Here is an 11398-nt window from a genome sequence, read left to right on the forward strand (position 1 = left end):
GCTTTCCGGTTACTGGCTGTTCGTGTTGGCGCCACCAGGAGTGGGTGAGGGGGCGGGGGCGGTCGTGGTCGGAGCCGGCGTTGCCGTGGACGGGGCGTTGCCCGTTACGCCCGACGCGTTCTGGCCAGGCGTGCCGGCCGGGGGCGGCGGGGTGGTCGCTGGCCGCTCCGCCGTGGAGGTGGTGTTCGTTTTCCCGCTGTCGTTCTTGGCCGACTGCTCGTTGCACGCGGCGAGGCCGAGGGCCAGCGCCGGAACGACGGCAAGCCAGAGCTTGCTACGCATGGAGATCTCTCCCTTCCATGTTTTGCATCCGCCGCCGCAGCATCCGCCCCGGGAGGAGCGGCCGCCGTGGCGACGCAGTCCGACAAACACGCGGGACCCCGTCCTATTCCGTTCCGGATGGCGTTTTCTGCCCATGCCTTTCGAATGGGGTAACTCAGCAGCCGTTGCGCGAAGCGCAATCGAGCCTTTACTGTGCGCATGAAGACAGCGAGCCCGTGAATTCTTTTGGATTGCTTCTTTTTCGTTTGACCGAAGGAATCCCCTGTGATTCCATCCGGCCATGACCATGCTCTCGAATCTCACCGACTCGTTGAAGCGCGCGGCGAAGAGCGCTCTTCGGCACACCATCGGCCCGGCCATCGGCGCGAGCGTCGTGGCCTATTTCGTCTATTATGCCGTGCAGGGCGACCGCGGCCTGCTCGCCATGAAGCATCTGGAAACGGAGATCGCGACGGCCGAATCCGTGCTCCAGCAGGTGAGGGCGGAGCGCGAGCGCATGGACAAGCGCGCCCAACTGATGCGCAACGATCATCTCGACCGCGACATGCTGGACGAGCGGGCGCGCACGATGCTGAACCTTTCCGGCCCGCGTGACGTCATCATCCAGCTGCCCAAGGCTGCGGCCCCGGATGATGCTAGCGCTGAGAATAGCGCTGAGAAACGGCCCAGATCAGTCAATTAACCGGAAGCTGGTTAACTTCCAAATTCGTGTTTGAAAACAGATATTTGCGTAGTCCGCGCTTGTCGTGTACTGTGCGCGCCATATCCACTTCCGGTGCGAGGGGAATGTTCCCTCGTAACGTGTTGCGGTCACGGCTGTTCGCTTGCCGTTGCCGTATGAACCCTGGGGAGGAAAAACATGGCCGCGTCACGACGCCGTCCCAAGGCGCAGACCGAGTCCGCGCCGAAGCAGGCCGCTTCGGCCGAGGAAATGATCAAGTTCTACCGCGAGATGCTGCTCATCCGCCGCTTCGAGGAGAAGGCGGGCCAGCTCTATGGCATGGGCCTCATCGGCGGTTTCTGCCACCTCTACATCGGCCAGGAAGCCGTCGTGGTGGGTGTGCAGGCGGCGCTGAAGGACGGTGACGACGTCATCACCAGCTACCGCGATCACGGCCATATGCTGGCCTGCGGCATGGACCCCAAGGGCGTGATGGCCGAGCTGACCGGCCGCCGCGGGGGCTATTCCAAGGGCAAGGGCGGCTCGATGCACATGTTCAGCCGCGAGAAGAACTTCTACGGCGGCCACGGCATCGTCGGCGCGCAGGTCCCGCTGGGCACCGGCCTCGCCTTCGCGCACAAGTACAACAAGGACGACGGCCTGTCCGCGGTCTACAGCGGCGACGGCGCCATCAACCAGGGCCAGGTCTACGAGAGCTTCAACATGGCGGCCCTTTGGAAGCTGCCGGTGCTCTACGTGATCGAGAACAACAAGTACGCGATGGGCACCTCGCAGGAGCGCGCCGCAGCCGGCGAGCTGTACCAGCGCGGTTCGGCCTACGGCATCCCCGGGCACCAGGTGAACGGCATGGACGTCCTGGAAGTCCGCGCCGCCGCCGAGAAGTGGGTCGAGTACATCCGCGCCGGCAACGGCCCGGTCATCCTGGAGATGAAGACCTACCGCTACCGCGGCCACTCGATGTCCGACCCGGCCAAGTACCGCACCAAGGAAGAAGTCGAGAAGATGCGGAGCGAGTCCGATCCGATCGACAACCTGAAGCGGAACCTGCTCGACGGCGCCTACGTCACCGAGGACCAGCTCAAGGAAATCGACCGCGAGGTCAAGGCCGTGGTGACCGAAGCCGCGGAGTTCTCGCAGCAGAGCCCCGAGCCCGATCCGGCGGAGCTGTGGACCGACGTGCTGGTCGAGGCCTGAGGGTCGAAGCCTGACATCAACGCATAAGCGAGCGGCGCCGAGGGCCGGGGCATCAACCCCGGATGACCCGCGCCGCCGGAGGTTGAGGAATGCCGATCGAAGTGCTGATGCCGGCGCTGTCGCCCACCATGACCGAGGGCAAGCTGGCGAAGTGGGTCAAAAAAGAGGGTGACGAGGTCAAGTCCGGCGACGTGCTCGCCGAGATCGAGACCGACAAGGCGACCATGGAGGTCGAGGCGGTCGACGAAGGCCGCATCGGCAAAATCCTGGTGGCCGAGGGCACCGAGAACGTCGCCGTGAACACCCCGATCGCCGTCATCCTGGGCGAGGGCGAGAGCGCCGTGGACGCCGTTTCGGCCGCCCCGGTGCCGGCGCCCAAGGTCGCCGCGGAGCCGGTGGTCAAGGACAGCGGCGCGCGCCCCGACGCCACCCTGCCGACCGGCCCGGAAAAGGGCCCGGCCGCCGCCCCGCCCGCGTCCGACGAGGACAAGTTCTTCGACAAGACGGTCAAGAAGACCGTCCGCGAAGCGCTGCGCGACGCCATGGCCGAGGAAATGCGCCGCGACCCGACCGTCTTCCTGATGGGCGAGGAAGTCGCGCAGTACCAGGGCGCCTACAAGGTCTCCCAGGGCCTGCTGCAGGAATTCGGCGCCGACCGCGTCATCGACACGCCGATCACCGAGTACGGCTTCGCCGGCCTGGGTGTCGGCGCGGCCTTCAAGGGCCTGCGCCCGATCGTCGAGTTCATGACGTTCAACTTCGCCATGCAGGCGATCGACCACATCGTGAACTCCGCCGCCAAGACGCTGTACATGTCCGGCGGCCAGATGGGCTGCCCGATCGTGTTCCGCGGCCCGAACGGGGCCGCCGCCCGCGTCGCGGCCCAGCACAGCCAGGACTTCACGCCCTGGTACGCCAGCGTCCCGGGCCTGAAGGTCGTCGCCCCCTATTCGGCGTCGGACTTCAAGGGCCTGCTGAAGTCGGCGATCCGCGATCCGAACCCGGTCATCTTCCTTGAGAACGAGATCCTCTACGGCCAGACCTTCGAGGTCCCGGAGAGCGAGGACTTCATTGTTCCGATCGGCCGCGCCAAGATCCGCCGCACCGGCACCGACGTGACCATCACCGCCCATTCGCTGATGGTCAGCTACGCGCTCGCCGCCGCCGAACTGCTGGAGAAGGACGGCATCAGCGCCGAGGTCATCGACCTCCGCTCGATCCGTCCGCTGGACACCGAGACCATCGTCAACTCCGTCAAGAAGACCAACCGCCTCGTCACCGTCGAGGAGGCTTGGCCGACCTGCAGCATCGGTTCCGAGCTGTCGGCCCTCATGATGGAGCACGCGTTCGACTATCTGGACGCCCCGGTGATCCGCGTGAACGGCCTCGACGTCCCGATGCCCTACGCGGCCAATCTGGAAAAGCTCGTCCTTCCTTCGCCGGACCGCATCGCGGACGCGGCGAAGAAAGCCTGCTACCGCAAGTAAGGAGGGCGAGCCCATGACCATCCAGATCCTGATGCCCGCCCTGTCGCCCACCATGACCGAGGGCAACCTCGCCAAGTGGCTGAAGAAGGAGGGTGACTCGGTGAAGTCCGGCGACGTGCTCGCCGAGATCGAAACCGACAAGGCCACCATGGAAGTCGAAGCGGTCGACGAAGGCCGCATCGGCAAGATCCTCGTCCAGGCCGGCACGCAGGGCGTCGCGGTGAACACCCCGATCGCCGTGCTGCTGGAAGAGGGCGAGGACGACAGCGCGCTCGACAAGGCTCCCGCCCCGGCCACCGGCACGGCCGGCACCGGCGGCTATGGCAGCCAGGGTGCGGGCGCCCCGCCCGCCGATCAGGCCGTTGCCCCGAAGACGCCGGCCCCGGCGTCCGCCCCGGCCGCACCCGCCGCTCAGGCCGCGGCGGGCCATGGTGGTGACCGCGTGTTCGCCAGCCCGCTGGCCCGCCGTCTCGCCGAGCAGGCCGGCATCGACCTGAAGGCGGTGAAAGGCTCCGGCCCGAACGGCCGGATCGTGAAGGCCGATGTCGAGGCCGCGAAGGCCGGCGGCGGTGCCAAGGCCGCCGCCCCGCAGCAGGCTGCCGAGGCGAAGGCTCCGGCCGCTGCCCCGGCTCCGGCGGCGACTCCCGCCCCGGCTCCCAAGGCCGCAGGCATCGACGCTAAGGACCTGTCGGACAAGCTCGGTATGGCCTACAAGGCCCAGCCGAACAGCAGCATGCGCAAGACGATCTCCCGTCGTCTGACCGAGGTGCAGCAGACGGTGCCGGACTATTTCCTGGCCATCGACTGCGAGCTGGACGCGCTGCTGAAGGTCCGCGCCGACCTGAACGCCCGGTCCAAGGACTACAAGCTGTCGGTCAACGACTTCATCATCCGCGCCGCCGCGCTGACGCTGAAGAAGTTCCCGAACATCAACGCCGCCTGGTCGGAAGAGGCCATCCTGCGCTACGACCACGTCGACATTTCCGTCGCCGTGGCCACGCCGACCGGCCTGATCACGCCGATCGTCAAGAAGGCGGAGACCAAGGGCTTGGCCGAAATCTCCAACGAGATGAAGGGCCTGGCGGAGCGCGCCCGCGACGGCAAGCTGAAGCCGGAGGAGTTCCAGGGCGGCACCTTCTCGATTTCGAACCTCGGCATGTACGGCATCCGGGAATTCGCGGCCATCATCAACCCGCCGCAGGCCTGCATCATGGCCGTCGGTGCTGGTGAGCAGCGGCCGGTCGTGAAGAACGGCGCCCTGGCCATCGCCACGGTGATGACCGTCTCGGTCACCGTCGACCACCGCGTGGCTGACGGCGCCCAGGGTGCGGAGTTCCTGGCGGCCTTCAAGAAGCTGATCGAGGACCCGCTTGCCATGCTCCTGTAACGAAGGACCGGACCCATGAGCGCCAGCCTCTCCCCCCTGCGCGCGGAAATCGACGCACTCGATGCGGAGATCATCGACCTTCTGGCCAAACGCTTCGGCGTCGTCCGGCGGGTTGCCGTCGTCAAGCAAAGGGAGGGGCTGCCCGCCGTCCTGCCCGACCGCGTCGAAGCGGTGAAGGAGCGGGCGGCGGCGCTGGGCAATGCCCAGGGGCTCGATCCGGACTTCATGCGGAAGCTCTACGAAACGATCATCGACGAGGCCTGCCGGGTCGAAGACGCGTTCTTCGCCGCATCCGCCGCCGACAAGAACGGCGCGGGCACGCCTTGATCTTAGGGAGGAACAACCCTTGGCCGACATGAACTACGACGTCATCGTCATCGGCGGCGGTCCCGGCGGCTATGTGGCGGCGATCCGCGCCGCGCAGCTCGGCCTCAGCACCGCGGTCGTGGAGCGTGAGAACCTGGGCGGCATCTGCCTGAACTGGGGCTGCATCCCTACCAAGGCGCTGCTGCGCTCGGCGGAGGTGCTGCGCAACGCCAAGCACGCGTCCGAATACGGCTTGGTCATCCAGAACCCGTCCTTCGACCTGGACAAGGTCGTGCAGCGTTCGCGCAAGGTCGCCGGCCAGCTGAACGGCGGCGTCAAGCACCTGCTGAAGAAGAACAAGGTCGCCGTCATCGAGGGCGAGGCCAAGCTGCTCGGCAAGGGGCAGGTGGCCGTCACCAAGAACGGCGCGGCGGTCGGCACCTTCGGTGGCAAGAACATCATCATCGCCACCGGCGCCCGCGCCCGCACCCTGCCGGGCCTTGAGGACGACGGCAAGCTGGTCTGGACCTACCGCAAGGCCATGACCCCGGACACCACGCCGAAGTCGCTGCTGGTCATCGGCTCCGGCGCCATCGGCATCGAGTTCGCCAGCTTCTACAACGAGCTGGGCGCCAAGGTGACGGTGGTCGAGGTGATGGACCGCATCCTGCCGGTCGAGGACGAGGAGATCTCGACCTTCGCCCGCAAGCAGTTCGAAAAGCAGGGCATGCGCATCGTCACCGCGGCCAAGGCCGGCAACCTGCGCAAGGGTGCCGACAACGTCACGGTGGCGGTCGAGGCCAACGGCAAGACCGAGGACATCACCGTCGACCGCGTGATCCTGGCCGTCGGCATCGCGCCGAACACGGAAAACCTCGGCCTGGAGAACACCAAGGTCAAGACCGACCGCGGCCACATCAAGACCAACCAGTGGTGCCAGACGGAAGAGCCGGGCGTCTACGCCATCGGCGACGTCACCGGCGCGCCCTGGCTCGCCCACAAGGCCAGCCACGAGGGCGTGATCGCCATCGAGCACATCGCCGGCAAGCACCCGCACGCGCTAGACGTCCGCAACATCCCGGGCTGCACCTACTCGCACCCGCAGATCGCCTCGGTCGGCCTGACGGAGAAGAAGGCCAAGGAGGCCGGCTACGACGTCCGCGTCGGCCGCTTCCCCTTCATCGGCAACGGCAAGGCGATCGCCTTGGGTGAGGCGGACGGCATGGTGAAGACCGTGTTCGACGCCAAGACCGGCGAGCTTCTGGGTGCCCATATGGTCGGCGCCGAGGTGACGGAGCTGATCCAGGGCTACACGGTCGCGAAGACCATGGAGACGACCGAGAAGGAGCTGATGGAGACGGTGTTCCCGCACCCGACCCTGTCCGAGATGATGCACGAGTCCGTCCTTGATGCCTATGGCCGGGCTATCCACTTCTAATCGGCATGCCGAATGACCTCGGTCGGAGGATGAGCAGCAGGAGCGCCGCGCACGACGGGGATGGCCGCAGCCGGTCGGGCGACCGATGGCGGTATCCCCGCGGGCGGGCGCTGTTGCCGGTCCATGTGTCGGTTAGACCATCGTCGTCTAGGCGATCCGCATCCGGGCTGCTAAACAGACTTGACCGGTCGGTCATTCCGGCTTATCCGGCGGGGTTGTTTCCGCCGGAATGGCGTGCGTGAGCGCGTCCCCGTTCAGCATCGGCGCTGCCCGCGGGCAGCCCGTTGGGAGCTATTGAGATCATGACCCTGGCCGACCAGTCCGAAAAGCTTCGCCATCCCGAAAAGGCCCACAAGCCGGACAACCCCATCCAGCGCAAGCCGGGCTGGATACGGGTGAAGGCGCCGACGAGCCAGGAGTACAACGAGACCCGCGAGCTGATGCGCGGGCTGAAGCTGAACACCGTGTGCGAGGAGGCGGCCTGCCCGAACATCGGGGAGTGCTGGAAGCACAAGCACGCCACCTTCATGATCCTGGGCTCGATCTGCACCCGCGGCTGTGCCTTCTGCAACGTCGAGACCGGCCGGCCGGACCAGCTGGACCCGCACGAGCCCGACAACGTCGGCGAGGCGGTCGCCCAGCTGAAGCTCAGCCACGTCGTGGTGACCTCCGTCGACCGCGACGACCTCGCGGACGGCGGGGCCGAGCACTTCGCGCGCACGATCCGCGCCATCCGCGCGGCGTCGCCGGGCACGACCATCGAGATCCTCACCCCCGACTTCCAGAAGAAGAAGGGCGCGCTTGAGGTCGTGGTCGAGGCCAAGCCCGACGTCTTCAACCACAATCTGGAAACGGCGCCGCGGCTCTACCCGACGATCCGCCCGGGTGCGCGCTATTTCACCTCGCTGCAGCTGCTGTCGCGGGTGAAGGAGTTGGATCCGACGATCTTCACCAAGTCCGGCGTCATGGTCGGATTGGGCGAGACGAAGGAGGAGGTCGGCCAAGTCATGGACGATCTGCGCGCCGCCGACGTTGACTTTATGACGATCGGACAGTACCTCCAGCCAACGCCCAAGCACGCGGCGGTGGACCGGTTCGTGACTCCCGACGAATTCGAGAGCTACGCAACACTTGGCCGCGGCAAGGGTTTCCTGATGGTGGCCTCGACGCCGCTCACCCGCTCGTCCTACCACGCGGGCGCGGATTTCGAGAAGCTGCGCGAAGCCCGCCTCCGCAAGCTGGCGGTGGGTGCGGGCTGACGGGCTGCTGGAGACGAACGGAGCGGGTATGCCGACGCACGCGGAAAAGAAGGTCCTTCCCTACACGCCGGAACAGATGTACCGGCTGGTCGCCGACGTGGAGAAGTACCCGGAATTCCTGCCCTGGTGCCTCGCCGCCCGCATTCGCCGCCGCGAAGGCAACGTGATGTTCGCCGACCTGGTCATCGGCTTCAAGATGGTGCGGGAGCGCTTCACCTCCCGCGTCGAGCTTGACGAGGCGGGCCGGCGGATCGACGTGCAGTACACAGAGGGGCCGTTCCAGTACCTGAACAACCACTGGATCTTCACCCCGCACGAGCGTGGTGTCTGCGTGGACTTCTACGTGGATTTCGAATTTCGCTCGAAGATGCTGCAGAAGATCATGGGCGTCCTGTTCAACGAGGCGGTGCGCCGCATGGTCCAGGCCTTCGAGACCCGCGCCGACCAACTCTACGGAAACGGCGCCGTCCGCCCGGCCGCAGCGCGGACGGCGTAAGCCCCTTCTCCCCTCCGGGGAGAAGGTTGGGATGAGGGGGCGGCCGAAGGCCGGAAACGCTGCCTCATACCAGCGCGTTGACGCCCTCCGGGTGCCCCCTCACCCTCTCCCCAGAGGGGCGAGGGGATTCAAGATCACCGTATGCTGCTGTCCGGCTTGGCCGACTTCAGCCGCTCCAGGGCGGCCTGGACGGTCGCGAGGCGGACCTCCTCGCGGTCGCCGGGGAAGTTGTATTCCTTGTGCTTGGCTGCACCCCGCCGCACCGCCGTGGCGATATAGACCCGCCCGACCGGCTTCTCCGGCGTGCCGCCGCCCGGGCCGGCCACGCCGGTGACCGCGACCGCCACATCCGCCTTCGACTTCGCGAGCGCCCCGACCGCCATGGCGACCGCCACCTCCGGGCTGACCGCGCCGTGCGCGTGGATCAGGCTGGGCGGTACGCCGAGCATTTCCGACTTCGCGACGTTGGAGTAAGTGACGAAGCCACGGTCCACCACCTTCGATGATCCGGGGATGTCGGTCAGTGCGCCGGCGATCAGACCGCCGGTGCAGGATTCGGCCGTTGCCACGCTGTAGCCGGCCAGTTCGTATTCGGCCAGCACCTTGGCGGCGAGTTCGCGGATGTGGTCGGGGAACATGCGCCGGTTCCTTTCTTCTTTGATACCTCAACCTTACCCTGGCAGGCGCACCGTTGCCACCGCCTGCGCGGCGATGCCTTCGCCACGGCCGGTGAATCCGAGCCGTTCGGTCGTGGTGGCCTTCACGCTGACGCGGCCGGGGTCCATGCCCAGGATTTCGGCGATGCGCGCGACCATCGCCTCCCGGTGCGGGCCGACCTTCGGACGCTCGCAGATCACGGTAACGTCCACATGGGCGATCTTCCCGCCGCGATCCGCCACGAGGTCGGCGGCGTGCTTCAGGAACCGGGCGCTGTCGGCGCCGCGCCACTGCGGGTCACTCGGCGGAAAGTGGCTGCCGATGTCGCCGGCGCAGAGCGCGCCGAGGATCGCGTCGGTCAGGGCGTGCAGGCCGACGTCGGCGTCCGAATGGCCCTCCAGCTTTTGCGTGTGCGGCACGCGGACGCCGCACAGCGTGACGTGGTCGCCGTCGGTGAAGCGGTGCACGTCGAAGCCGGTTCCGGTGCGGATGTCGGACAGGCCCGCATCCAGGATCTGGGCGGCGCGGGTCAGGTCGTCGGGGGTGGTCACCTTGAAATTCTCCTCCTTGGCGGGCACTAGGGCGACGGGCAGACCCGCGCGTTCGGCGACCGCCGCGTCGTCGGTCAGTTCCAGCCCGGCCGCGGCGCGGTGGGCGGCCAGGATCTCTGGAAAACGGAAGCCCTGCGGCGTCTGGGCGCGCCACAGGCCGGCGCGGTCCACCGTGTCGGCCACCACGCCCTCGCGCCCACGCTTCAGGGTGTCGGCCACGGCAATCGCAGCAATGGCGGCAGGCTGCTGGCCGAGCGCCGAGATGACCGCGCTGATGGTGGCCGCGTCGATCAGCGGTCGGGCCGCGTCGTGGATCAGGACGAGGTCCGGCGCCGACTCGGAGAGCGCTTCCAGGCCGTTGCGCACCGAATCCTGCCGCGAGCCCCCCCCGGTGACCGGCTCGGGCAGGCCAAGTCCGGCGACTGCCACGTCGTAAAGGTCGCGAAACGCGGGGTTAATCACCACGCGCACCGCGCTCACCTGGGGATGGCGCAGGAAAGCCTCCGCCGTGCGGCGCAGGATCGGCTTGCCGGCGAGGTCGAGATACTGTTTTGGGCGCTCGGCGCCGAACCGCTGGCCACTGCCAGCGGCGACGATCAGCGCGATGCAGGAAGGCATGGGACGGATCCGGTCCAAGTGGGCTATATCTGGCTGGCGCGCCGGAGCCTAGCCTGTCGCCGGGATTCCGCCAAGACCGGTTCCGCCAAGTCCGGCAATGCGGCCGGCGCACGGGCTGAGAGCGTCCAGAGAAGGGAAGGGCATAGGGCCGCCGCATGTCGCAGAACATCCTGTACAGCCTGACCGCGCTGATGGCGCTGCTGCCCGCCTCCATCTATCCATACCGCCGGATCGCAGGGCAGGGAGTGGAGGGGCGTTCCGCCTATTTCTGGGGCGCGCTGGTGCTTGGCTTCGCCGGGCCGGCCTTGTGGTCGCTGACCCAGGTGGCCGGCCGTTGGCACACGGGGCTGTCCACCGCGCTGTGGGTGACCATCGCGGCCTGCATGCTGCTGTTCACCGCGCTCAGCGCGCTGACCCGGTCGGCGTGGCGACTGTCGCCGCTGCTGCTGCCCTACCTGCTGCTGGTGGGCACCTTCGCGACGCTGGCCGAGGAAGCGCCGGCCCCGCTCCTGCGCGGCGGCGCGCCGGGCATCTGGATCGACCTGCACATTGCCGTGTCGGTGATCACCTACGCGCTCCTGACCCTTGCTGCGGTGGCGTCGTTCGCCGCCTTTCTGCAGGAGCGCGCACTGAAGGCGAAGCGGCCGACCGCGCTGACCCGCTTCCTGCCGCCGGTCACGGAGAGCGAGCGGCTGCAGCTGACCCTGCTCGCCGCGTCGGAGGCTGTGCTGGGCGCCGGCCTCGCCACGGGAATGGCGGTGCTCTACTACGAGCAGGGCGTGTTGCTGCGGGCGGACCACAAGACTCTTCTTTCGGTGGCGAGCTTCATCGTCATTGGAGGGTTGTTGCTGGCCAACGCGCGCACCGGGGTGCGCGGGCGGAAGGCGGCGCGTCTCGTCCTGATCGCCTATCTGCTGTTGACCCTTGCCTATCCGGGCGTGAAGTTCGTCACCGACGTCCTTCTGGGCTAGTTCGGCGTCCGGGCTAGCCTGGGTGCATGGCAGCCACACCGGCGGCTCGACCGCTGGACGCTTGCGGCAT

The 11398-nt window shown here is 67.4% G+C and carries 12 protein-coding genes; 9 read left to right on the forward strand and 3 right to left on the reverse strand.

Going from position 1 to position 11398, the window contains the following annotated elements; all coding sequences use genetic code 11:
- Positions 1 to 9: 9 nt before the first annotated feature.
- On the reverse strand, positions 10 to 282 hold the full coding sequence (locus tag M2351_RS39450; RefSeq protein WP_264661425.1) for a hypothetical protein: 273 nt from the start codon (positions 280 to 282) through the stop codon (positions 10 to 12).
- Positions 283 to 562: 280 nt separating this feature from the next.
- Here M2351_RS39450 and M2351_RS39455 point away from each other — a divergent pair, with 280 nt between their 5' ends.
- From M2351_RS39455 to M2351_RS39490, 8 genes are all read left to right on the forward strand, one after another.
- Positions 563 to 964, forward strand: a complete 402-nt coding sequence (locus tag M2351_RS39455) for an FtsB family cell division protein (protein ID WP_264661426.1) — start codon at positions 563 to 565, stop codon at positions 962 to 964.
- Positions 965 to 1141: 177 nt separating this feature from the next.
- On the forward strand, positions 1142 to 2158 hold the full coding sequence (pdhA, locus tag M2351_RS39460) for a pyruvate dehydrogenase (acetyl-transferring) E1 component subunit alpha (RefSeq protein WP_264661427.1): 1017 nt from the start codon (positions 1142 to 1144) through the stop codon (positions 2156 to 2158).
- Positions 2159 to 2247: 89 nt separating this feature from the next.
- The gene (locus tag M2351_RS39465; RefSeq protein ID WP_264661428.1) at positions 2248 to 3645 is read left to right on the forward strand and encodes a pyruvate dehydrogenase complex E1 component subunit beta; all 1398 of its coding nucleotides are present in this window, start codon (positions 2248 to 2250) and stop codon (positions 3643 to 3645) included.
- A gap of 13 nt (positions 3646 to 3658) precedes the next feature.
- Positions 3659 to 5032, forward strand: coding sequence for a pyruvate dehydrogenase complex dihydrolipoamide acetyltransferase (locus M2351_RS39470; protein WP_264661429.1), 1374 nt, complete (start codon positions 3659 to 3661; stop codon positions 5030 to 5032).
- 15 nt (positions 5033 to 5047) lie between these two features.
- Complete coding sequence (locus M2351_RS39475; RefSeq protein ID WP_264661430.1) at positions 5048 to 5359, forward strand: chorismate mutase; 312 nt, start codon at positions 5048 to 5050, stop codon at positions 5357 to 5359.
- Between the two features lie 19 nt (positions 5360 to 5378).
- Positions 5379 to 6776: a dihydrolipoyl dehydrogenase gene (gene lpdA, locus M2351_RS39480; protein ID WP_264661431.1), complete on the forward strand. Its 1398-nt coding sequence runs from the start codon at positions 5379 to 5381 to the stop codon at positions 6774 to 6776.
- Between the two features lie 302 nt (positions 6777 to 7078).
- Positions 7079 to 8035 carry a lipoyl synthase gene (lipA, locus tag M2351_RS39485; RefSeq protein WP_264661432.1) on the forward strand — a complete coding sequence of 319 codons (957 nt, stop codon included), beginning with the start codon at positions 7079 to 7081 and terminating at the stop codon, positions 8033 to 8035.
- 28 nt (positions 8036 to 8063) lie between these two features.
- Positions 8064 to 8531, forward strand: coding sequence for a type II toxin-antitoxin system RatA family toxin (locus tag M2351_RS39490; protein ID WP_264661433.1), 468 nt, complete (start codon positions 8064 to 8066; stop codon positions 8529 to 8531).
- A 134-nt stretch (positions 8532 to 8665) separates the two neighbouring features.
- Here the strand turns inward: M2351_RS39490 and M2351_RS39495 are convergent, their stop codons facing one another.
- Together M2351_RS39495 and M2351_RS39500 are read right to left on the reverse strand one after the other, a co-directional pair.
- A complete protein-coding gene (locus tag M2351_RS39495; RefSeq protein ID WP_264661434.1) occupies positions 8666 to 9169 on the reverse strand; it encodes a CinA family protein in 504 nt (167 codons plus the stop codon).
- 33 nt (positions 9170 to 9202) lie between these two features.
- Complete coding sequence (locus M2351_RS39500; RefSeq protein WP_264661435.1) at positions 9203 to 10357, reverse strand: bifunctional 2-C-methyl-D-erythritol 4-phosphate cytidylyltransferase/2-C-methyl-D-erythritol 2,4-cyclodiphosphate synthase; 1155 nt, start codon at positions 10355 to 10357, stop codon at positions 9203 to 9205.
- A gap of 155 nt (positions 10358 to 10512) precedes the next feature.
- On the opposite strand from M2351_RS39500, the gene M2351_RS39505 reads away from it, so the two are divergent.
- Positions 10513 to 11328, forward strand: coding sequence for a cytochrome C assembly family protein (locus tag M2351_RS39505; RefSeq protein WP_264661436.1), 816 nt, complete (start codon positions 10513 to 10515; stop codon positions 11326 to 11328).
- Positions 11329 to 11398: the final 70 nt, after the last annotated feature.

It is taken from the genome of Azospirillum canadense (assembly GCF_025961225.1).
Classification (GTDB): domain Bacteria; phylum Pseudomonadota; class Alphaproteobacteria; order Azospirillales; family Azospirillaceae; genus Azospirillum; species Azospirillum canadense.

Excerpts from the sequence above, each read along its gene's own strand:
- M2351_RS39450 (WP_264661425.1), bottom strand. The coding sequence starts at position 282 with ATGCGTAGCAAGCTCTGGCTTGCCGTCGTTCCGGCGCTGGCCCTCGGC.
- M2351_RS39455 (WP_264661426.1), top strand. The coding sequence starts at position 563 with ATGACCATGCTCTCGAATCTCACCGACTCGTTGAAGCGCGCGGCGAAG.
- pdhA (WP_264661427.1), top strand. The coding sequence starts at position 1,142 with ATGGCCGCGTCACGACGCCGTCCCAAGGCGCAGACCGAGTCCGCGCCG.
- M2351_RS39465 (WP_264661428.1), top strand. The coding sequence starts at position 2,248 with ATGCCGATCGAAGTGCTGATGCCGGCGCTGTCGCCCACCATGACCGAG.
- M2351_RS39470 (WP_264661429.1), top strand. The coding sequence starts at position 3,659 with ATGACCATCCAGATCCTGATGCCCGCCCTGTCGCCCACCATGACCGAG.
- M2351_RS39475 (WP_264661430.1), top strand. The coding sequence starts at position 5,048 with ATGAGCGCCAGCCTCTCCCCCCTGCGCGCGGAAATCGACGCACTCGAT.
- lipA (WP_264661432.1), top strand. The coding sequence starts at position 7,079 with ATGACCCTGGCCGACCAGTCCGAAAAGCTTCGCCATCCCGAAAAGGCC.
- M2351_RS39490 (WP_264661433.1), top strand. The coding sequence starts at position 8,064 with ATGCCGACGCACGCGGAAAAGAAGGTCCTTCCCTACACGCCGGAACAG.
- M2351_RS39495 (WP_264661434.1), bottom strand. The coding sequence starts at position 9,169 with ATGTTCCCCGACCACATCCGCGAACTCGCCGCCAAGGTGCTGGCCGAA.
- M2351_RS39500 (WP_264661435.1), bottom strand. The coding sequence starts at position 10,357 with ATGCCTTCCTGCATCGCGCTGATCGTCGCCGCTGGCAGTGGCCAGCGG.
- M2351_RS39505 (WP_264661436.1), top strand. The coding sequence starts at position 10,513 with ATGTCGCAGAACATCCTGTACAGCCTGACCGCGCTGATGGCGCTGCTG.